Consider the following 23161-nt stretch of genomic DNA (forward strand, 5'->3'; position numbering starts at 1 on the left):
AGCTATCAGCTATCAGCTATCAGCATAGGCTTAGGCTTAGGCTTAGGTTTTTTAGTCTGTTTTTTCTATATAGCAATCCTAAATCATTTGTAAAATCACTGGACTTCTTAAAAACTAGCTCCAACTCCTGTCTCATCAGCCTTCTGCCTTCTGCCTTCTGCCTTAAACCAGCCCATTTCTTTCACGAATCAAATAGGATTGCTATACCCTTGGGGAAGATGCTATCTTTTTCTTTGAGAGCCAGCCTAAACCTAAAAGAGTAAGTCCTATAACCGTGCCAGGTTCAGGTACACTTGCTGGTGGTTCATTTTCTACCCGCCTAAAACCCACTGTGTCTACGAACTCTCCATCTACATCGAACCTAGTAAATAAGTCTCCGAAAATACTTGGACCACTAGCAGGATTAAACCTAAAATCTTCTGTAGCCCAACTTAGCTGGCCTTGTCCGGCCAGGATTGACCATACAGGCTCTCTCGTAGAATCCGCCTTGGTATAGGTTGTATTGTTGAAAAAAAACTCAATCTCATCGACTGGATACTTTAACTCTACCACGGGCATACCTGACATAGGCTCCTCAGATTCCCTCCTGATTTCATTGGCGTCATCATAGCTGAACTTACCCGAAAATTCTTCTGTTGAAAACTCATAGGTAATGGTAATAGCTTGTGCAGGATTAGTTTCAATAACTGCTAGGCTTAAAGCCGCACCAGTAGTGAGTAGTGCTAAGTGGCAGATACTTGGTACTTTAAACATTAATTGAACCCTGTAAATTAGTTGTTGATATTACTTAAATTTAAGTAACCAAATCAAGTTTATACCAAGGGTCATAATAGTTAAGCAACATTACAGAAGGTTTAAATAAACTTTACTGAAAAATAATTCAATGCTATTGTGCATAACGGTTGATACTATACCAATAGGGAATAGGGACTCGCACCGCTCCCTACTCCCTACTCCCTACTCCCTACTCCCTGTTCCCTTTGCTATATGACTGAATTTACGTCTTTCAAAACTCAACTAGCTGCTTCAGCTCAACGTTTGTTTGAGCTAATTGATGGTTTTAAGCAATCCAAGGTACTAGTGGTTGGTGATTTAACTCTTGATGAATTTCTCACAGGTGAAGTGGAACGAATTTCACGAGAGGCACCAGTATTAATAATACGTCATGAAACCACTCGTCAAACCCCTGGTGGTGGGGCAAATGCTGTTTATAATCTGGCTAAGCTGGGAGCAACGGTTAAGGTAGCTGGGTTTTTGAGTAAAGATCCTCAAGGGCAAGTGCTGCGGACGATGTTTGAAGAGGTGGGGATTGATACTAGTGCGATCGTGATTGATCCAGACCGACCAACAGTCACCAAAAGCCGGATTGCTGGTCATGCCCGTCAGTCGGTGACTCAGCAGATTGTGCGAATAGACCGCAAGTCGGATGAATTGCCCGACCGGGATAAGCAGTTAGAGTTGGCAGCACAAATACGACAACATTTAGGTCAGGTGGATGCTGTGGTTTGTTCTGATTACGGAGATGGTGTGTTTACACCACCAGTGATTGAAGCGGTTTTGTCTCACGACCGCACCATTGTAGATACTCAGAAGGATCTGGAGCGTTATCATGGCGCTAGAGTTTTTACTCCGAATTTGCCAGAAGCCGAGCGAGCAGTGGGTTATGGGATTAAGCGTTTTGAGGATTTGTTGAGAGCTGGTAGAGATTTGTTGGCACTGACTCAAGGGGAAGAAATTCTGATTACTCGTGGTGAACAGGGGATGAGTTTGTTTGGTCGTGATGGTAAGGTTGAGCATATCCCAGCCTTTAATCGCACCGATGTGTTTGATGTAACTGGTGCTGGGGATACGGTGGTAGCAGCCCTGACCTTGAGCTTGTGTCTGGGGGCTTCTTACTGGGAAGCAGCGGTTTTAGGGAATTTGGCCGCTAGCATTGTGGTGCGTCAGTTTGGGACAGCCACTACTAGTCAGGATGAGATGAAAGAGGCTTTACGGGGATTGTTGGAGCTTGAAGAATAAACTATAGCAATTCTCTGTTCGATGCTTTCATCAATAGGTAAAGATTTATTACGAAAAAAATAATTTCTGGGTAAAGTCAACAGATTATCTTGGGGGAATAAATAGGGAGCATCTCACTGCTGTGTGAGCGTGATTATACCACCCACATATAGCAGAAGTCAGAAGTCAGAAGTCAGAAGTCAGAAGTTCAGAAGTCAGAAGTCAGAAGTAATTTGAGAATAACATGTTTTCTCGCAATCTCGCATTTATCACCGGTATCAATAACTACACCAACGGCATTTCTCCCCTCAACACTGCCGTAAACGATGCCAAAAAACTAGTGGAAATTCTCCGCGAGAAGCATGATTACAAAGTCTGGGATTTCCTAGACAAAGAGGCAAATCTATCTGAGTTTAACAAATTATTATCCCATACCTTACCAGAACAAGTCACTGAAAATGACCGCTTATTATTTTACTTTGCTGGTCATGGAGTCGCGCTCAATGAGGATGATGGCCCGGCTGGTTACTTAATTCCTCAAGATGCCAAACTGGGGGATATTAATAGTTATCTGCCCATGACCAAGTTACACGATGCTTTAAGTCAATTACCCTGTCGTCATTTCTTGGGTATCCTCGACTGCTGTTTTGCTGGTGCTTTTAAATGGTCGAGTAGTAGGGATTTACTCACATCCCCAGAAGTAATTCACCAAGAACGATACGACCGTTTTATTACTGACCCAGCCTGGCAAATCATTACCTCCTCAGCTTCTGACCAAAAAGCTTTCGATAACTTTAATTTAGATAGCGAACGCAGTCAAGTCGGCAATCATTCCCCTTTTGCTAGTGCATTATTAGAAGCCCTCGAAGGGGCAGCAGATATAATTCCTCCTGCAAAAGATGGTAAACCGGCTGGAGATGGGGTAATTACAGCCACCGAATTATATTTATATTTACGGGATCGAGTCGAAATTCCCACAGAAAAATGGCGTCTACGACAAACCCCTGGTATTTGGTGTTTAAATAAGCACGATAAGGGAGAATATATCTTTCTTTCTCCCGGACATGAACTTAATTTACCCCCCGCACCACCTTTAGATGAGTCACAAAATCCTTATCGCGGTTTAAAGTCCTTTGACGAGAAACACAGTTCACTGTTTTTCGGTAGAACATTACTAGTAGAAAAGTTAGAAGATTTTGTCAAAGCTAATCCCCTGACAGTGGTGTTGGGTGCTTCCGGTTCCGGTAAATCAAGCTTGGTAAAAGCCGGATTAATTCCCAAACTACGGCAATCTCAGACTGAGAAATGGTGTATTTTGCCACCCATCCGTCCTGGTGAGACTCCCTTGGAACCATTAAATAATGTGCTGACTGAAGCTAAGTTACCTAATGTTGAGCCACAAAACCCACAGCAGAACCTGGCAATGAGCATTGATGTTTGGGCGAAGAATAACCCCAACTCTAAGTTATTACTGTTTATTGACCAAAGCGAAGAAATTATTACACTCTGTCAAAACTTAGATGAGCGTCAGGGTTTTTTCCAACAGATACTCACAGCCATAAATGCCCATCGGGATAAATTACGGGTAGTATTAACCCTACGCTCTGACTTTGAACCCCAAGTCAGGGATGCTGGCTTAAGGTTTGTCCCCACAGACTATAACGTGGGAAAAACTTTGCTTAAAAAGCGTTGGCACAACGGACGATTTATTGTGCCAGGGATGACACGAGGGGAACTAAGGGAAGCAATCGAGAAACCGGCTCAAGCACGGGTGATGTATTTTCAGCCCCACGATTTAGTAGAAGAATTAATAGATGAAGTGGCGGATATGCCCGGAGCATTGCCCCTGCTTTCTTTTGCCTTGAGCGAACTTTATCTCAAGTATTTAAGGCGGCAACGGGAGGCACAATACAGCGGTATTACTATTGACCGGGCGTTGACTCAAACCGATTATAGTGAATTGGGGGGAGTCATGCAATCACTAACTCAAAGGGCTGATGAAGAATATCAGGCGCTAGTTCATGAAAATCCAGCTTATGACCAAGTTATCCGTCATGTGATGCTGCGGATGGTTGCCCTGACTGGGGGTGAGTTAGCCCGTAGGCGCGTACCGTTATCAGAATTGGAATATCCGCCTCAGAAAAATGATTTAGTTAAGGAAGTAATTGAGCGTTTTAGCACAGCACGGTTATTAGTAAAAGGACTTGATAGTGAGGGGAATCCTGATGTGGAACCAGCCCATGATGCTTTGGTGCGGGGTTGGCAAAGGTTGCTGGAGTGGAAACAAAAAGAGGAGGAAAATTTACTTCTACAACGGCGGTTGACTCCTGCAGCCCAGGAGTGGGAAAGCCAGAAAAAGGCAAAGTTTCTTTGGAATGCTAACCCTCGTCTTGATTTGTTGAAAAAGGTACTCAATTCTGAGAATAACTGGTTTAACCAAGTGGAAGCTGAGTTTGTGCAGCGTAGCGTCAGGCGAAAAAGCTTCAATACTCGTCGGAATTGGGTTGTTGCGATCGCAGTTATGCTGGGGTTAGGTACAGGTTTAGTATTATCGACTTATTTTGGCTTACAATCTCGTAAACGGGCAATTAACTCAGACTTACTAGTACAAGCTGCCAATATCAACTATTCTCTATCAGTAAAACCTACTACAGAAGAATTGCTCCAAGCTATTGAATTAACCGCTAAAATTCAAGATCACCAAAAATCCTTGCAACCAACAGTGATCAATGAAGTTAATTCTAGCTTATTGGCAGCTTTAGATAAGGTTAGAGAAAGGAATCGTTTACAAGGTCATACAGATGATGTCACTGATATCGCTTTTAGTCCAGATGGCAAAAAGATTCTCAGTGGGAGTGAGGACAACACAGTGCGGTTGTGGGACACAGAAACAGGTCAACTGCTCTATACACTAGAAGGTCATACAAGTTTTGTCAAGGATATCGCCTTTAGTTCAGATGGCAAACAGATTCTCAGTGGCAGTCATGACTACACCTTGCGTTTGTGGGACACAGAAACCGGTCAACTAATTCATCAACTAGAAGGTCATAAAAGTAGTGTCACTGATATCGCTTTTAGCCGAGATGGCAAACAGATTCTCAGTGGCAGTGACGACAACACCTTGCGGTTGTGGGACACAGAAACCGGTCAACTTCTCCATACATTAGAAGGTCATAAAGGTTGGGTCCATGATATCGCTTTTAGCCCAGATGGCAAACAGATTCTCAGTGGCAGTGAGGACAACACCTTGCGGTTGTGGGACACAGAAACAGGTCTTCTAATCCATCAACTAGAAGGTCATACTTTTGTCACTGATATCGCTTTTAGTCGAGATGGCAAACAGATTCTCAGTGGCAGTCCTGACAACACCTTGCGGTTGTGGGACACAGAAACAGGTCAAACTCTCCATACATTAGAAGGTCATACTTATGAGGTCACTGATATCGCTTTTAGTCCAGATGGCAAACAGATTCTTAGTGGCAGTGCTGACTCCACAGTGCGTTTGTGGCGCACAGAAACCGGTATTCCTCTCCATACATTAGAAGGTCATACAAATGCTGTCTATGATATCGCTTTTAGTCGAGATGGCAAACAGATTCTCAGTGGCAGTGCTGACTCCACAGTGCGTTTGTGGGACACAGAAACAGGTCTTCTAATCCGTACCTTGGAAGGTCATACTAGTTATGTCAATGATATCGCTTTTAGTCGAGATGGCAAACAGATTCTCAGTGGCAGTGACGACAACACCTTGCGGTTGTGGGACACCGAATCCGGTCAACTTCTCCATACATTAGAAGGTCATAAAAGTAATGTCAGTGATATCGCTTTGAGTCCAGATGGCAAACAGATTCTCAGTGGCAGTTACGACAAAACCTTGCGGTTGTGGGACACAGAAACAGGTCTTCTAATCCATACCTTGGAAGGTCATAAAAGTTTTGTCACTGCGATCGCTTTTAGTCCAAATGGCAAACAGATTCTCAGTGGCAGTTCCGACAAAACCTTGCGGTTGTGGGACACAGAAACAGGTCTTCTAATCCATACATTAGAAGGTCATAAAAGTAATGTCAATGATATCGCTTTTAGTCGAGATGGCAAAAAGATTCTCAGTGGCAGTTACGACAACACAGTGCGCTTGTGGGACACCGAAACAGGTCTTCTAATCCATACCTTGGAAGGTGATAAAGGTTGGGTCACTGCGATCGCTTTTAGTCCAGATGGCAAACAGATCCTCAGTGGCAGTTCCGACAGAACATTGCGGTTGTGGGACACCGAAACAGGTCTTCTAATCCATACATTAGAAGGTCATACTAGTTGGGTCAAGGATATCGCTTTTAGTCGAGATGGCAAACAGATTCTCAGTGGCAGTTCCGACAACACAGTGCGCTTGTGGGACACCGAAACAGGTCTTCTAATCCATACCTTGGAAGGTCATAAAAGTAATGTCAATGATATCGCTTTTAGTCGAGATGGCAAACAGATTCTCAGTGGCAGTCAGGACAGAACATTGCGGTTGTGGGACACCGAAACAGGTCTTCTAATCCATACCTTGGAAGGTCATAAAAGTTGGGTCAATGAGATCGCTTTTAGTCGAGATGGCAAACAGATTCTCAGTGGCAGTGACGACAACACAGTGCGCTTGTGGGACACAGAAACCGGTCAACTTCTCCATACATTAGAAGGTCATACTGATGATGTCACTGATATCGCTTTTAGTCCAGATGGCCAACAGATTCTCAGTGGCAGTAAGGACAACACAGTGCGTTTGTGGCTGGGTTTAAATTGGCAAAATTTGTTAAAAGAGGGATGTAATCAGCTGCAATTTCATCCTGACCTCGTTGTACCTAAAAATAATGAAGCAGGAGAAGCTTGTCTTAAGCATGCCAGTTGGGACGATAAAGCGAAAGCAGACTTTCTGGTGAGACAAGGTAGGGCTATTTTACAAAAAGAGCCAAATATCAAGAGTGCTGTTAAAAAATTTAAAAAAGCGCAAAAACTCTATCCTGACATCGACCTCAATCCAGATACAGAGGAAATAGATAAAGACCCTAAAATAGTAGCGCACTTGTTAGCCCAAAACTCGAAATAATCATATGCCTGTCCACAGAAGAATGAAGTAGGTACTCAAGCCATGGCCTAAAGGCCACGCTACGCGAACGCCTCATCGGGTGCCTACCAACTAAATAGATTACCATTACAGCCGAAATCTTGGATAGATTATCGGCTAGTTTGCGCTGCATCAAGAGGTGTGACCCGTGGCGAATTTAATTCTTAATGGTAAGAGCGCACCGGTGGGGGTAATGATGTCAAAGTCCCCCAGAATTGGGGGATTTAGGGGGCAAATGGGTAAGTCCTGATCGGTTACTTCTGACTTGTGGACTTGCGGACTTGCCCGTAGCGCTATACATCTGGCGACTCTCTCAATAATTTGTTACAAAAATTTTAAAAATATGCTATAATATGCGATTTTTTATGGTATAATCAAAGTGTGGACAATCAAATCCACGGGAAGAGCCAGCCTAAGAGTTTTCCTAGGCCACAGGCTGGCTCTGGGTACCCCTTAAAGTAAAGGAGATAACTTCAATATTATGTCGCATCGTCTAAGCCTATACCCAGTGATGCAGCGCGGTCTTGGGGAGCAGGGAGCAGGGAGCAGGGAGCAGGGTAAAGAGGCAGTATTCAGAAAATTTTATTAGTTAAATTGCCTTATAACCCTTATTCAGCAAGCTTTATGAGTTTTTTTTACTGGAAATTTGGCGTTGCTGATTCTGGGTATGGTTTCGCCCCCCTAGCCCCCCAATTCTGGGGGGAACAAAATTTTCTTGCGTCCCCCAAATTTGGGGGACCCACGGGGGCTTTAACAAAACCATATGATCGCGCATTCATTCCTTAATTCAGCAACGCCGGAAATTTAGCATAGTAGGTACTGAAGAACTATATATTCAGATGCGAACGCGCCCCGCGTGACCATTCGCGTAGCTTGGCCCAAAGGCCAAGGTCAATCGCATTTACCGTATTTTTTTTCTTTCATCACTGAATCTTTTAGCTAAGTTTACTGACTCTTCAAAATCAAATTCAGGAATGTTTGATTAAATATTGATAGTAGTTTTTTATATCAATACATATGAAATTAACTCACATTAGTGCTTCTTTAGTATTCCTGGGAGCGATCGCAGTTACTCCAGCTTATGGAGCCTCCGTATCATTCACTCCAATTGGGTCGCAATTAGACCAAGATGCCATCAATGACCTCCAAGTCAATGTTGGTGACACCATTGATGTCTTTTTCACTTTAGATACTAGCGGTCTCACTGCTAATTTACAGTCATTGGACCTTCTTTTTCAACAAGATCCTACTGAGCTTCTTACTCTAGACGTATTTAGGACAGATGCAGATCGAGCTGCTTTTTCAGACTTTAGCGGGAGCCCAGTAGAAAACCCACCCTTTGGAATACCTACAGTACTTTTTCAACGTAGTGATTCAGTTGGAGTTTCTCCAAACTCTACTCTAGAAATAGTTGGGGCAACTTACGAAGTACTGCCTGGGTTTAAGAATGATGGATTGCCTGACTTAGCAGTTACCGTTAGCTCCGCAATTGATGCCAATGGTATTGATGTAACCAGTCTATTTCAACCAGTTAGCCAAAGTCTTGATGTTCAACCCGCTCCTGTTCCTGAAACCACATCACTGTTAGGTTTCTTAGGATTAGCTGCTTTGGGGACTAGTTCATTACTAAAAAACTGCTCAAAACGGGTTTAATTGTTTCAGTAGTCTTTATAGTTTCAGGTTTTGTGGATGTAAGCATTCAGCCGTCAGCGGTCAGCCGTCAGCGGTCAGCCGTCAGTTTATTTTATTCAAAAGCTGTTCGGTTTAGCTTGACCTAGGGTTAATGGCTGATAGCTGATAGCTGAATCCTTACAATTATTCAGTACTCATTACCCTATTTTTATGCCGAACTTCCAGTTCTTTGTAGCCGGTTGTTTGATCGAGTGTTCTAATAAAACTGAATTCTTCACTGGTTCCGATTACTATCTCGGCTGTTGTATAGATGATACAATCTTCAGCTAAGTGACCACCTATCACTTTACCATTTTTATCAGCAAGGGAAATGTGTAAATGGACACCGTGGATCGATAGAGTTCCAACTAAAGACACTATCTCGAATTTTTCGATCAATAATTTACTGGTATTTTGATTAGCGAATCGAAGGTTAGCTTGTTTGAGACTACCAACGGCTGTCAAAATAAAACCAGCTTGAATAGTATTTTTTTTGACAACATTGATTAAGCTAACTTTTAAATCCTGATCCGGTTGTATCCTAATCGCAAAGGCTTCAATCATATAGCAAAGGGAACAGGGAATCGGGAATCGGGAATCGGGAATCGGGAATCGGGAATCGGGAATCGGGAATCGGGAATCGGGAATCGGGAAAAAATGCTTTGTATCTCATTAATATGAAAACCAATGGTGATTGATCAAAACACCAAAAAATTTGCCCATCTCCCCACACTTCCCTACTCCCTACTCCCTACTCCCTACTCCCTACTCCCTAAAATTAATTAGATGATGCTACGGATTTATTAGCAGCGTGAGCTTCTACCATCCGGGAAATATCAGGATTATAGAGTCGTAAATAATTCCAATAATTACCAAACACTGTTTTCACGTAACCTTTGGTTTCTCGAAAGGGGATTTTTTCAATAAAGGCGTCGGGGTCACTAAAACCGTATCTATTCACCCATTTTGATACATTACCGGGACCGGCATTGTAACTGGCAACGGCTAATAAAGAGTTGTTACTGTTCTGTTGGTGGGTAAAGCTTAGATACCATGTCCCTAATTTAATGTTGTCATCAGGGTTTTTAAGATTGTATTCTTTCAACTGGATTTTTTGGGCAACCCAACTACCTGTTGCTGGCATCACTTGCATTAAACCCATGGCACCAGCAACGGAACGGATTTCTGGTTCAAATCTAGACTCTTGGCGAATTAGGGCAGTTACGAGTAAGGGATTAAGCTCCCGTTGACCAGACCAGTTAACAATTGAATTTAGGAAAGGGAAGGGAAATAGAGCATGCCAGTACTTTGGGTCGTCACGCAGTGCTGCCCATTCGGCTTGTTCTTGGGGAGTCTCTCGTCGTTTTAGGCTCCAGACTTGGTTAATGCCTTTGAGATTATCCCCAATCCCTAGGCGCAATAAACCATCACTAAATTGCTCTGAGACACTGAGTTCCTTACGGTCTCCTAATTCCACTTGCCACAGAGCCCAAGCATCCTGATCTTGACCAAGCTTGTACAGTTCTTTGAGGGTTGCAGAACCGTCGGTTAGTAAAGGTCTAGCTTGGGGTCTGACCACTTTTGGCATTAAGTAGCGCACGGAGGTGAAGTCCCCTACATTCCAGCCTAAATAGTTGGCCGACCGCCATGCATAGTAGGATTCTGGATAACGAGCCAGTACATGCTCAAAGGCAGCTTTAGCATCATTAGGACGCCCCAGCTTACTTGCCCATCGACCTACCCAGAACCCAGCTTGGGCAGCGATGTCACTATCGGGATTGTTGGTGGTAATCGGTTGCGCCCATTGCCATGCTTGTTGTAGCTGGCCTTTTGCTGCTTTTTTTTGAGCCATTTGCCAACGATAATTAGCCGCAGCATCAGAACTAGCATATTGGGTCAATACCGACTTACGAGCTTGGCCAGCAGACACTTTGCTGTTGAGCTTTTCTAGGATTTTGGCTTTGTCGAGCAAGGCTTGAGGAGCTTCATCGGGATAATTCTGGATGACTTGATCCAGATAAGCTAAGGCTTCTGTTCGCTTAGAGATACTAGCAAGACGCCTCAAGGCTAATCCGGTTTCTTTGGCATTGGGATAGGCGCTGATCAACTGTTCATAAAAGATTTTGCCTTTGCTGGCTTTTGTATCTAAATGAAGCCCTCGACCTGCACGGTAGAGATTGCGGGGAGTACGGGGAGCTTGGGCGTAGGCTTTACCCGCTTTGCCATATTTCCAGGTTTCCCAGTAACCATTGCCAATCATTTCCCAGTCTTCCGGGGTGAGTTGCTCAGCATACTTGTCAACGATCCGGTCTCGGATCTCCTGCATTCCTAAGGCTTTAGGAGTGTGCTTGGCTAAGAGTAATAGTAATGGGAGTTGGTTGGGATTGGCTTTGAGGCGCTGTCGGACAATTTCTAGAGTACGGGGATGGCTGGGAAATTTTGCGATCGCATCGTCCCAGTGCTTAGGATTAGATTTTCCTAGATGATAAAGGGCTTCTGCTGCCACTGCTTGGTTGGGGTACTTTTTCAGGATAGTACCCCAGGCTGCTGTAGCCTTAGCGCTATCCCCCATGGCTTGGTAAGCTTGAGCACGTTTGAGGACAACGTGGGATGCTAAAACCGGATAATCTGACTCAAGTCCTTCGAGATGGTTTAGGGCTTGTTCTGGCTGATTTTGTTGAATTAAATCCGATGCCAACAGATAACGGGCGCGATACTGTTCCCGAGACTTCGGACCGGAGGCAAAAGCATCTAGGTTAGTTGCTCGTTGTTGAGGTGGCAGAGAAACCAGCCGTGCTACAGCGGATTTGCCTGTTGACTCTGTTAACCCTTGGCTGGCAGTCTTGTTTTCCTCTTTTTCCTCTAGTTGATTGGCTACGGTGACACCTAAGAATACTGCTCCCAGGGACACTGATACCAATAACACTATGGCTCCAGCCAATAACAGAAATTGCTGTCTACGCTCTTTTAACATAAATCCTTACCCAACACGGTCAGCAGTTGAAACTCTCTTAGCATATGACCCATCATCAGGGTCATCTGGTTTCCCTCTTGAGTTATAAACCATAATATAAAGTTCTTGGCTAAGAACCTCGAACCGGATTTAGTCAAACTTGGTCAAATTTGGTCAGAGTTAACAGAGCACGAAGCCAGCAATAACTAGATAACTATATTAACTATAATATCTATATTTTTATCACCCTGATGAAGCACATTTTTGCCACCCTTAGCGCGCCCCATTCCATATCTTAGAACTAGGTTACCTTGAAATTGTGACGATTTATGGTAGGATTGCCTATAATTTTGTTATTTAGCGAAGGGAACAGGGAGTCGGGAGTCGGGAGTCGGGAGTCGGGAATATAGAGTCAAAAATTATCACAATTCATTAGTTGCGTAGGGTGCGTTAGGGACGGGCTCACCCTGATTTTCCGCCTCTTCACGTCTGGGACAGCCCGTCCCGTAACGCACCACCAGGTCAAACAGCTTTAATGAGATGCACCCGTTGTTCACAAGAGTGAACTTGAAAACAAGTCATGACTGAAACCACCGTTGATAAGATTCGATTCACCACTGCGGACCTAGATCTGTTACCAGAGGACGGTAATAGATATGAAGTTATCAATGGAGACCTGTTTGTGACCAGATCCCCCCATTGGAACCACAACAAGGTGGTGGGAAGACTATATAGTGCCCTTGATTCCTGGTCTTTAAGTGATAAGGGCTATGGTGAAGCTGTCCTAGTTCCAGGGATTGTTTTTGACCAAGAAAATGCTGTGGAACCTGATGCTGTCTGGGTTTCCGACAAGAATCGCTTGCCACAGATGCTGGATGAAGCAGGCCATTTAACTGAAGCGCCAGACCTGATCATAGAATCTTTATCACCAGGAAGTCAACATGAGCGTCGTGACCGAGAGGTAAAACTGAAACTCTACTCAGTGCGGGGGGTTCGGGAATACTGGATTGTGGATTGGCGCACCACTAAACTTGAGGTTTATCGGCGACAAACTGCCAAGCTTACCTTAGTCGAGACACTGTTTCCTGGAGATATACTGCGATCGCATTTGCTTCCTGGTTTTGAGTTACAGCTTCAGATTGTGTTTTTGTGACTATCCTAAATTACCCTATCCTATTTAATTATAGTTAAATTTGCCATTATGTGATGCTATTTTTTTCAGCCAATACAGCCAAACTAAGGAATACTATTAACCCACTAATCAAAATACTCAGAGTAAACCAAGCCAACCCACCAGTTGGTTGGATAACGAATAAGGCTCCAACAAATTGAGCTAGCAAAATAAAATAGAGAACATTAGTAATAAACTTTCGAGAGCGATTGCTAATAAAATATGCTCCTAGGGGAGCACCTAAAATCACCACAGGAATGCAAACTAACCAGTAGTTAAATTCCTGAATTCCAAAATCATTAAGAAAGAAAAGATGCAAAACAAATCCGACAATAGTATTTCCCGCCATCAGGCAGACGCTTGTAGGAGTAGCAACTTTTTCTGAGAGGCGATATCGAATTGTCACCACTGAAAAAGTTAAAATATCAATTCCACTTCCCACAATTGAAACTACTATTCCCCCTACGAATCCCAAAAAAATAAAAAGTTTTTTTTCTCCTGATGAAAGAGGCGGAAGTGTCTCGAAAACTGAACGAGATCTCTTCATATTTAAATAAAAAAGAGCTATGCCAAAACTTAACCATAGAGAGACAAAGAACATTTTGGCATAGGGAGGGGAAATCAGAGGAGCAATATAGTAACTTCCTAAAATAACTCCCCCAATTCCTCCCCAACTACATAATAATAAATAGTTTTTTTCAATGGGTATTTTTCTCGTCAAAATCAGATAGGCGGCTGAGGTCATGCCAATACTTTGAATCGCCAAACTGAAATTACGGGCTACTTCTGGTTCAATCTGAAAAATTATAGTCATAATCGGGAAAGCAACAGCCCCACCTCCCTCCGCTGTAGCTCCAGCGATAAAAGAAGCAAACATCATGGTCACAGACATGAACCAATTGTGGATAAATAAATCCCATTGATTGGTATGTACCATATAGGTTAGCCAGACAGTAAAAATTGCTGCCATTGGAGCTATTTGATGGGATTTAAAATTTAGATTTTTCATCAAATTGTGATAATTATATTGTCGATATAAGTAGTCGGACAAAAGTAAATTTAACTGTTGAAATAGGGAGCAGGGAGCAGGGAGCAGGGAGCAGGGAGCAGGGAGCATAGGGACTTTTGGCAACTTTACAAAAGTTAATAAAGTAAGGTTTATTTTTGTCCAGGTACTTATCAAACTATTTTACATCAAATAATTTTTAAAATTCAATTTTTTAAATTAGTAAAATCATTGATTCAATGATTTTACAATTACCATCCCACTCTTTGGGACAAAATATTATTAATTTTTTGATTGATCACATCTTCTATTGATTCAGTTAAGGTTTTGATAATTATTGTAGACTCTTTTTCAGCAATATTTGCAATTAATTCAGTTTCAATTTATGGTAGATATTCTTGTAATGACTCTTGACTAATCTGATTCAAACGAGAGTTAAATATGTCTCTTACTTCTGAAGTATAAATGTATTTTGGCAATAAATTCATGACCTATTTCTACTTGATACTAAGGGGTTGACAACTGGCCACTTAGGTTTACAGTTAACTAATTAATTGCTATTCCTTCAAGCTCCTGGGATAAAGTATTCTGCTTTTTGAGAGTCCTAAGAGCGTGTTTAATAATCCAAATTGTTTCCTTGGTTGGAGATTCTTTTTGCCACCGCAAACAGGTATTGATTACCCAATCTGGATTAGATTTGCTAGCATCATTCAACCAGTTACCAACCGAACGCTGCACATAATTACTGGGGTCTGAACGAACAAATTCTAATATGGTCAAACCTGGCTCGGGGTTTTTCTTTAAAGTCGGAATATGTTGACACCAAACGCCACGAGGACGAGTAGCTTCTACCGCACAGCGTCGAATATTGGGGTCTTCATCTTTAACCCACTCTGTTAGTAACTCGAAGCTATAAGCTAAATCCTCTACAAGATAGGAGCGAAGGGCATCCCAAGCGCATTCTCTGACAGAGAAACTACGATCAGCGGCGAACCTACGCATTATTTCTAACCTCTCGGGTAAGGATAAAGTCTGGTCAGCGGCTATACTAAAAGTAGCCCAAGCTCTAACCATGTCAGACCTATGACTAGCCAACGTTTCAAAAATTTCCGTTGGGTTTTCTTCGTCTTCTAGAGCCTGAAAGAGTATTTTTCCAATGCCTTTGAGTCGCTTGGTAATGCCTTGGTCTTGAAGTTTCAAGCTCTGATCATACAAGTCATCAATTTGTTTTGTCCAACCTATTTCTGTAAGACTATTCCGAAGCAGCAAAGGCATATCAATGGCTAACCATTCGACAAGATTGACGGTTTCAATTTTGCCTTGATTGAGTGCCCATAAGACGTCATTAGGAATTTCAGAACGCTTCCTTGCTCCTTTTCTCGCTTTTAGCCTTTCAAGTTCAACTGTGTGCATAAAGTTGCTTTTTTTGACATTTTGCACCACAAGATTATTGAAACTATTTTAACTTATAGCGGTTTGCAATTGCTGTTAGGTACTTTCGTTCTGGGTTTTTAGGGAGCAGGGAGCAGGGAGCAGGGAGCAGGGAAGAGAACGTAGAACAGAAAGTAGGGTGGGCAAAATGTTATGATCTAGGACTATCAAAAAAAACCAACGGTTTTTGCCCACCAATAGGGAATAGGGAATAGGGAATAGAAAGTAGGGTGGGCAAAATTTTAGGCTCTATAATTATCAAAATAACCAAAGGGTTTTTGCCCACCCTACAACCTGATCATTTTGATAGCCGATGAATAATGCGATACACAATTAACCCAGCGAACGCACCAAATCCAACATGAAATAGCACAAACACGACACTGTAAGTCAAGCAAGGTGTAAAACCAGCCTTGGGGCAATCTAAGGATTGTTTGGGGTATAGTTGGGTGATAATAGACTCTACCGGTTTAGCAGCGGTTTGGGAAGAAATACCACTGACCGCTAAACCAATACCGACGGAAGCAATCCAACGTTCTAATCGTTTCTCCTGTTGTGCTTGTTCAGTCTCTACGATGCCTCGGATACTACCAAGCATCTGGTCAAATAGTTGCTGACCGGGTTTGAGATAATTCAGGTTGGTTTGAATCTGACGTTGAAACAGCTTGGTTCTTTGATTGAGGAAGTCTTCTAAAAACTCGATATTATCGTCTTTGAGACTAGATTTACGGATTTTTTTTAGCCAGTAGTTATAATTTTTGGCATTGGTGGCGATCGCATTTTTGTGATCTTCCATGTCTCGCAGATGACCAGCATACTCAAAGGTCTGGGATGGCATCTCCGTCAGTTTCTGCTTCAGTTGCTCTAGCCGTCTTTCTGGGCGTTGCTGAATTGAAGTATCAATGGGGGTAGGTTTGGTTTTGCTCAAGCCCCCTAAATCCCCATCTTTAAAAAAGCGAAGCATCCGATAATTCCCCCCAGAATTGGGGGGTGAGGGGGGCGGGGGACTTAGAGAGTTTTGTTCCCCCCCCGGTGCCCTTTCCGTAATGCCTGTTTCTCGCTCTGTTGGCAATTCCTTGAAGCCTTTAACCTCTTGTTCCAGTTCACCATAGAGTTCCCTGGTTTGGCGATAACACCAACGGGCTTCATGATAAGCAAACAGGATTTTACTGCGACAGCACAACAAATTGAAAAATGAACGGTAAGTCTTTTGAGCCAGGTTTAAGGTTTCTGGGTGACGGTTTAAGCAGACCAGAAGGTGACATTGCTCCGTTGGTTTCTCCTTACCGTTGTCATAGGCAAAAATGGGGCTACCAAATAACTGCCCAGATGCACTAAATTGGGGTTTTTGGTCGCTTCCCTGGAAAAAAGCATCCACACAGGCATCTGCTAACTTTCTATCTTGATCGGGAGTGCCCACGGGTTCCCCATAGAGCACCAAGGTTTGTCCCAAGGAAGCTTGAATGTTGCTGGCTAGGAGGCACCCTTGGGGATTTAACCGACTAAATTGACTGGCTGGAACAGTGACATTTTGGTAATACAGAGTTATATCAATGGCATAAGTGTCATGAATTTGAACCGGATACACCTCGACTGTTAGGCCAGAGCCTTCTATTTGCAATGGTGGCGTATAGGTTAAGCGACCATTATCAGGCAATAGTTCTATGTAACGGTTTGTGATCGGTGTTTGGGTTGGAGGGGATTGTAATTTTTCCGGTAAAGATTTCAGCTCTGGGATCCCAAAGGGTTCGCTGAGCTTAGCACAGTCTTGCCACAACTGATCCGCATCCTGTCGCAACTGTCCCAGTTCTTGGCTTAAATCTTGGCAGAGATGAAAGGCATAAAGGGTGACGCTGGGGTTTTTGATTGGCAAGGCGGTGTCAGTCATCAGCCTTTGGGAGTGTTGGGTTTTTTGGTTTCTTCCGTAGAACTCTTGCGGACTTCATTATCCAGGGTTTCCCTTTGGTTCTTTTCATCTTCGGTTTTAGTTTCACGAGTGGAGAAAGTGCCTGCAAGTCCCATCTCACCGATTGGTTCGCTAGCAATTAAAAAATTTAGAGCATCGCCAATCACTTCATGAACTGTACACCAGTTATCAATCTTATCTGCTAATCCCTCCAGATCATCATTACCCAGGGAATTAATTATCGCTTCGATTTCATTCTCATCCTGTTCATAAAAAAGTAGTCCCGTGTTGATTAGGGGATTAAATATCGCTTCGATTTCATTCCGATCCTGTTCAGAAAAAAGATCGGGTTGGGTTTTGATTAGCTTTATAAAATTTTCTATTACTTGAATCTCAGCTTCCATAGTCTTAACTCCTATTGACCAATTGCACAAAATGCTGCCCAATGATAGGGTTCTTCAAAAGGCTTATCGCTGGGGCTTAGAGCCCGAAAATTATCATTCTTCAAAAGCGGAGCACTCAAAAACCGCTTTTGATAACCCTTTATAGATAACCTCTGAATCCAGAGCAATAAATTTTCCTTAGTCACATCCCGCAGCCAGAATTGCGCTTTATTAAGGGCAACTGCTAAGGACATATGGCAGTTGATAAAATTATCATAAAATTTTATCATCAACAACACTGTAGACAATTGGTATACCGTCCACAGGCTACAAACTACCGCTGGACTACCCGCAACTAGGAAACCACTGGGTAAACCAATGTATTCATCGCTGATGTTGGTGTGATCAATTAATCCCGTTTCGCAAGCAGAAAGGGTAACAAGGCGACATTGTTCTAATTTCAGGGCAAAGACTCCATCTAAGGTGAGGCATTTCTCTAAGTCAATTACTTCACCGTTATCCAAAACTAGATGTTTTTCTGGATTGAGTTCAGCCGGTACATTGCTAAGGGGGGCATCTGCCAGGATTAAGGCGGATTTCTGAGGCTGGTTAAGGTTAAAGTAACCGTGACAGCTAAAATGGGCACAGTGGAATGTGTTGAGAGGTTTACTATTTATGGGTACTTTGCTGGCAGGGTTTTTATTATCTATGGCTACTTTGGTGGCAGCATTTTTAACGAGGACTTCTGTATCTGGTGGTGGATTAAAGTAGCCTTTAATCACTTCTACTTGGATATTAGTGTAAGCTAAATCACTCGTGGGGTTTTGGACAGCAAACAGGTGGGTAAAGTCGGGGCGTTCTCTGGTTTGAGCAAGTTGGAGTAGTTGACAGCTAGGGGCATAACTTACCCCTGCTGGAAAGCGATCCATTAGAATTATAGCTTTACCTTTTCCCTGTTTACTGGTAATCGGTAAAGCATGAAGCGGGAATAAATGTAAATACTGATGGGGAATTAAAATTAAGCGATCGCACTCTGGGGGTATTTGCTGAATGATGTCATCAATGTGCAGAATTTGTGCCAGCAAATCTAGGAGGTTACTCAGATTGTTTTGCCAATCAGCTTTTTGGTTGTTGTAGCTTCCTAGATATTCATTTCTCCATTGTTCCAATTTCTTTAAGTCTTCCGGCTCAGACTCCAAAACGATAGGCTGCTGGGTTTTCTTGGTAAAGATAAAAGTGAGCAGCTTATCCTCTGTAATGTAAAACTCTACAATGGCAGTGTGGTTATATAACATCTAATTTTTTCTGAAATTCCTCAAAATTAAAGCTAGAACCGATACGTAAATATTGGTCTTGTAAATCATTCCGCTGCTGTCGCCATTCTTTGAGATGTTGTATCAGAGCGGTGGGATTGTCAGCTTTCCCCTGTTGAATTTGCTTCTGAGCTTCTGCTATTTTCTCCCTATATTTTTCTAGTTGAGTAACAACTTCTGGGGGAAATATGGTGTTTTGATCACGGCGGAGAATCTCTTCAACTAAATTGCGGGTTTTGCTCCGTTCAACATATTCAATCGCTTCGGTGATTTTTTTCTGTTTTAGGCAAACTTCTACCATCCGTTGATAAAGACTATTCCATTCTTCTGCGAACTTCTGCTTTTTTGTGTCTATTCCTTCAGAAACTGAACTGTTTTCATTTGCTGAAGGAGATGAAATAATTTCAGTTCGTAATAGTTCTACAGTATTTATCGCACCTTTAAAATCGTCATAAGCCTTGACAAAATTACTAGCATATAGATAGGCCAAACCTCGGTTAAATAAAGTGTCTAGATGATAGTGAGGAAAGCCTTCAAGAGTATAAACCTCCAAGGCTAATTCATAAGCCTTGATTGCCTTTTTTATATTTTCCGCCTGATTTTCTCTGATGCGGCGACGGTAAGCAGTTCCTAGATTATTCTGAACCATTGCCCAATCTTCGCGATAGTCTTCAGAAGATAAGACTTCTAAAGCCAATTGGAAAGCAGTAATAGCCTTTTCTAAATTCTCCGCTGTGTCTCCTTCTATACTATCGCGGTAAGCAAGACCTATGGAATTGTGTGTCTGAGCCCATAGATAGGGATACTCTTCTTTAGAAAAAACTTTTAAAGCTAATAGAGCTGCTTCAATTTCTTTTTTAAAATTTTCAGTCTTTTCTCCAGATATCCTTTCAGCATAGGCATGATTTAAATTGTATTGTATTTGTGCCCATTTGTAGGGATAGTCAGTTTCGGTATAGACTTCCAAAGCTAAGTGATAACGCCTAATTGCCTCTTCTAGATTATCCTCTTTATTACCCCTGACTCGCTGGCGATAGCCTATCCCTAAATTCTGTTGACTTCTCGCCCATTCATAAGGATATTTTTTTTTGCTAAAGACTTCTAGAGTTAATTCAGAAGCTTCTCTTGCTTTCTCTATATTTTCCTCTTTTTCTCCAAGGATTCGCCAAAGATAAGTTAGAGCTATATTATGCTGAAGAGCAGCCCATTTATCAGGTAAAGTCTCACGAGTGATAACTTCGAGAGATACTTGATAACCAGCAAGAGCTATTTCTCTATTAATTTTTTCTTTTCCTTGATAAAGGATACAAATTATATTGCTAAAATTAGCGATAGTTTTAGCAATTTCCTGGGCTTCTGATAATTCAGTAGTGTTAAATTTATCAGTCGCCCAGTTTTTCAGGACTTTAGGAAAGTCATCATATAATAATTCTAGATTATCGGTAAGCAGTGTTTCTACAGTTTGCGGAAGTTTATTTCCAATTAGCGGGTCATGGTCACTCTCTTTTGTAGCTTGTAATAATTGTTCTATTAACTTAGTTTTAGCACTTTCGCGATCGGGTGTTTCTGTCATTGCTTTAATTTCTATGTTTTCAACTACTGCTAAGGTTTATTTCTGCACTTTGATTGAGGGTAGAACAGAAATTATTTGATATAGCCAGAACTGGTAGATAAAAACAAAATATAGCGTTTCTAGTACTTATGAGGTACCGTCAATTTTATTGCCTGCTACTCCCTACTTCCTAACACCTAGGACTTTTTACCTAACCGAATTCAGAAATGCTATAAAGTAAGATGCACTAAAACCTGTTAACGCTAGTGGTCATAATTGGTGATTTGAGCTCCCGAAACCTTGACGCTTACCATAGCCAAACTACTAGATTTTTACCACTAGGATGATTTTACCTAGAAATCAAGCAAGCTTGATATCATTTCAGGAAAGTTAATTAAACTATTAACTATGTAAATCTTTGATTAAAAATCTACCAATTTTTAATTGTTTGAGGTAAGCAAGTTTGGTATTTTAGGTAGCAGGGAACAGGAAATAGGGAACAGGGTCAACAATAAACCAGACCGGGTAATAACATCTAACAAACGAGTACCCATTATTAGAAGTCAGAACTCTGAAGTTAGAAGTTAGAAGTTAGAAGTCTGAAGTTAGAAGTTAGAAGTCTGAAGTCTGAAGTCTGAAGTGGGTAGTACTGTAATAACATCTAACACACGAGTACCCATTAACCTAAAACTAGTACTGTTGTATGTTAAACATGTACTGTTGTATAACAAACGAGTACTAATTTCTCATATACTAGTACTCCTTTGCCTTAACTAGTACTGTTGTATAACAAACGGGTACCCATTTATGGTTAACTAATACCCGTTTCTGGTTAACTAATACCCGTTTATCACTTACCAGTACTCGTTTCTCAGTAACTAGTACCGGTTTGTTCTTAAGGAGTACTATCTTATCACATGGAAATAGGGAGCAGGGAGCAGGGAGCAGGGAGTAGGGAGCAGGGAGCAGGGAACAGGGAACAGGCAATAGGCAATAGTCAAGAGGGTTGTAAGCGATGCAGAGGTGCAACCCGTGGCGAATTAAATTCTTAATGGTAGGAGCGCACCATTACTTTTGCCTCTTGCCTCTTGCCTCTTGCCCTTGCGCGTAGCGCTATAACTGATTCAACCAATTGGTCAAATCCACTTCGGTTTCAAAATCTAACAACGCTACTCCTAAATCCTCCAACTGCTCAAAAGATAATTCCTCAATTTGACTGTGTAATTGGGGATTGATTTCACCTAAGCGACGGCTAATTTGACGGATAATTAAATTAAGCTCATTGCGCTTGCCTTGTTCTAATCCCCGTTCTAATCCCTGTTCTAATCCTTGTTCTAATCCCTGTTCTAATCCTTGTTCTAATCCTTGACGAATAATCCGTTGATAAACTACTGACTCTTGCATCATATCCTCCCGAAAATAAGCTTGAATTAACTGCTCATCAAATTTCACCCCAGCCAACAGTTGCACGCAAGCAGATAGGTTACGCTGCTGTTGTCTATCTTCAATCATATCGATTTTGGCTGCTACCTGGGATAGCAGGTTTTCTGGCACTTCCGCTTGTGCTAATACTGCCAAAGGTAGTAACCCTGGGGTGGTAAGTAATGGTTGTGGATCACATTCCCAAATCCGAATCACCCGGTAGCGGAAGGATAGGTTTCTTTCGGTAAATTGATTGACAAATACTCCGGCTAATCGGGTTGGTTTGAGAAAAATTATTACCTGTTCAATATCACAACGATACTGCCGATATAACCTGACCCAATAATCCAGCATCCGCAGGGGTAAGGGAGGTTCAGATTGGGGTAGAGTTTGAAATTCCAAATGCAAAATAGCATCAGCAACTCGCACAAAAAACAAGGCATCTGCCCGAATTGGTTCTGTGCTTAATTCGGTGTTTAGAATTTCGATATCCTCTGCTGATTCTTGGTTAAACAACCAACGAGTAAAGGCTTGGGGATATTGTTCAACAAGATATTTTAGAGTACTATCGTAAGTCATTACATATAAAAGACAACTAAGTCAATTCTGGTTAACTAATTGAAAAGAGGGTTAAGAGCCACAAATTCGACCACTCGAACCTATCCCAAATCATCTTCAATAAATCCATGGGAAAGTATGTCGGAAATATTAGCCACTTAACTAACTCTTGAAATTCCCAGTAAACCCCGACAATCATTAACGGTATATCGGGGTATAAAACCCATATAAAATGATTGCTATTGTTGGGTATTATTATTCAATAATAACACATTTATAACTAATAAATAATCGAGATATAGTTAATATTTTTAACATTTTATTTGAAAATATTAGAAATTAAATAAACTATAATATATGATTGATTAATTCTATGCAATAACTTTATTTAACGAACTATAAAACCCCAAAAAAAACTTTTAAAAACCCTTGACAAATAAAAATATAATCATTACAATAATCAATATAAACCAAGTTGAACTTTTTCACAATGTCAGACAAATTTACTCGCAATTTCAAGAAAAAACCCACTCAGCACACTCTCAAAGGGCCTCGTGAATCAGTAATCAATAGTATGCATATGCTGTATTCCCTAGGTTATGCAGAAATAGCTGAGTGGACTCCTCTAGAAGCGACCGATATTCCAGGAGAAGTCATAACTACTATGACCAAGTATTGGTTATTGCCATAACA

At 41.9% G+C, this 23161-nt stretch carries 16 protein-coding genes; 5 read left to right on the top strand and 11 right to left on the bottom strand.

Translation table 11 applies throughout. The features are described 5' to 3' along the window. Nucleotides 1-201: 201 nt before the first annotated feature. Nucleotides 202-753 (bottom strand): PEP-CTERM sorting domain-containing protein, encoded by a 552-nt coding sequence (locus BJP34_RS22250; protein ID WP_070394226.1) that lies wholly within the window; start codon nt 751-753, stop codon nt 202-204. Between the two features lie 234 nt (nt 754-987). Between BJP34_RS22250 and BJP34_RS22255 the strand changes: the two genes are divergently transcribed. From BJP34_RS22255 to BJP34_RS22265, 3 genes are all read left to right on the top strand, one after another. Further along, a complete protein-coding gene (locus BJP34_RS22255; protein WP_070394227.1) occupies nt 988-2019 on the top strand; it encodes a bifunctional heptose 7-phosphate kinase/heptose 1-phosphate adenyltransferase in 1032 nt (343 codons plus the stop codon). 223 nt (nt 2020-2242) lie between these two features. Continuing rightward, complete coding sequence (locus BJP34_RS37410; protein ID WP_158517387.1) at nt 2243-7084, top strand: caspase family protein; 4842 nt, start codon at nt 2243-2245, stop codon at nt 7082-7084. 1035 nt (nt 7085-8119) lie between these two features. Next, the gene (locus tag BJP34_RS22265) at nt 8120-8755 is read left to right on the top strand and encodes a hypothetical protein (RefSeq protein WP_070394228.1); all 636 of its coding nucleotides are present in this window, start codon (nt 8120-8122) and stop codon (nt 8753-8755) included. A 162-nt stretch (nt 8756-8917) separates the two neighbouring features. Here the strand turns inward: BJP34_RS22265 and BJP34_RS22270 are convergent, their stop codons facing one another. Together BJP34_RS22270 and BJP34_RS22275 are read right to left on the bottom strand one after the other, a co-directional pair. Next, the gene (locus BJP34_RS22270; protein ID WP_202972008.1) at nt 8918-9337 is read right to left on the bottom strand and encodes a PPC domain-containing DNA-binding protein; all 420 of its coding nucleotides are present in this window, start codon (nt 9335-9337) and stop codon (nt 8918-8920) included. Between the two features lie 214 nt (nt 9338-9551). After that, nucleotides 9552-11747: a transglycosylase SLT domain-containing protein gene (locus BJP34_RS22275; protein ID WP_070394229.1), complete on the bottom strand. Its 2196-nt coding sequence runs from the start codon at nt 11745-11747 to the stop codon at nt 9552-9554. A gap of 559 nt (nt 11748-12306) precedes the next feature. Here BJP34_RS22275 and BJP34_RS22280 point away from each other — a divergent pair. Further along, on the top strand, nt 12307-12879 hold the full coding sequence (locus BJP34_RS22280) for a Uma2 family endonuclease (RefSeq protein ID WP_070394230.1): 573 nt from the start codon (nt 12307-12309) through the stop codon (nt 12877-12879). A gap of 46 nt (nt 12880-12925) precedes the next feature. Here BJP34_RS22280 and BJP34_RS22285 read toward each other — a convergent pair whose 3' ends face one another. The 8 genes from BJP34_RS22285 to BJP34_RS22315 all read right to left on the bottom strand — a co-directional run bounded on the left by BJP34_RS22285 (nt 12926) and on the right by BJP34_RS22315 (nt 22489). After that, nucleotides 12926-14029 (bottom strand): sulfite exporter TauE/SafE family protein, encoded by a 1104-nt coding sequence (locus BJP34_RS22285; RefSeq protein ID WP_149031115.1) that lies wholly within the window; start codon nt 14027-14029, stop codon nt 12926-12928. A gap of 420 nt (nt 14030-14449) precedes the next feature. Beyond that, a complete protein-coding gene (locus BJP34_RS22290) occupies nt 14450-15316 on the bottom strand; it encodes a DNA alkylation repair protein (protein ID WP_070396826.1) in 867 nt (288 codons plus the stop codon). A 316-nt stretch (nt 15317-15632) separates the two neighbouring features. Continuing rightward, on the bottom strand, nt 15633-17222 hold the full coding sequence (locus BJP34_RS22295; RefSeq protein WP_070394231.1) for a hypothetical protein: 1590 nt from the start codon (nt 17220-17222) through the stop codon (nt 15633-15635). Next, complete coding sequence (locus BJP34_RS22300) at nt 17222-17644, bottom strand: hypothetical protein (RefSeq protein ID WP_070394232.1); 423 nt, start codon at nt 17642-17644, stop codon at nt 17222-17224. The genes BJP34_RS22295 and BJP34_RS22300 overlap by 1 nt, the downstream gene beginning before the upstream one ends. 11 nt (nt 17645-17655) lie before the next feature. Continuing rightward, a complete protein-coding gene (locus BJP34_RS22305; protein WP_070394233.1) occupies nt 17656-18918 on the bottom strand; it encodes a CHAT domain-containing protein in 1263 nt (420 codons plus the stop codon). Continuing rightward, nucleotides 18908-20509, bottom strand: a complete 1602-nt coding sequence (locus tag BJP34_RS22310; RefSeq protein ID WP_070394234.1) for a tetratricopeptide repeat protein — start codon at nt 20507-20509, stop codon at nt 18908-18910. Before BJP34_RS22310 ends, BJP34_RS22305 begins: the two co-directional genes overlap by 11 nt. A gap of 732 nt (nt 20510-21241) precedes the next feature. Further along, nucleotides 21242-21517, bottom strand: coding sequence for a hypothetical protein (locus BJP34_RS44085; protein WP_158517388.1), 276 nt, complete (start codon nt 21515-21517; stop codon nt 21242-21244). Between the two features lie 84 nt (nt 21518-21601). Then, the gene (locus BJP34_RS22315; RefSeq protein ID WP_070394235.1) at nt 21602-22489 is read right to left on the bottom strand and encodes a DUF4351 domain-containing protein; all 888 of its coding nucleotides are present in this window, start codon (nt 22487-22489) and stop codon (nt 21602-21604) included. A 469-nt stretch (nt 22490-22958) separates the two neighbouring features. On the opposite strand from BJP34_RS22315, the gene BJP34_RS22320 reads away from it, so the two are divergent. Continuing rightward, nucleotides 22959-23159 carry a hypothetical protein gene (locus BJP34_RS22320; RefSeq protein WP_070394236.1) on the top strand — a complete coding sequence of 67 codons (201 nt, stop codon included), beginning with the start codon at nt 22959-22961 and terminating at the stop codon, nt 23157-23159. The last annotated feature ends 2 nt before the right edge of the window (nt 23160-23161 follow it).

It is taken from the genome of Moorena producens PAL-8-15-08-1, assembly GCF_001767235.1.
GTDB classification, from domain to species: domain Bacteria; phylum Cyanobacteriota; class Cyanobacteriia; order Cyanobacteriales; family Coleofasciculaceae; genus Moorena; species Moorena producens_A.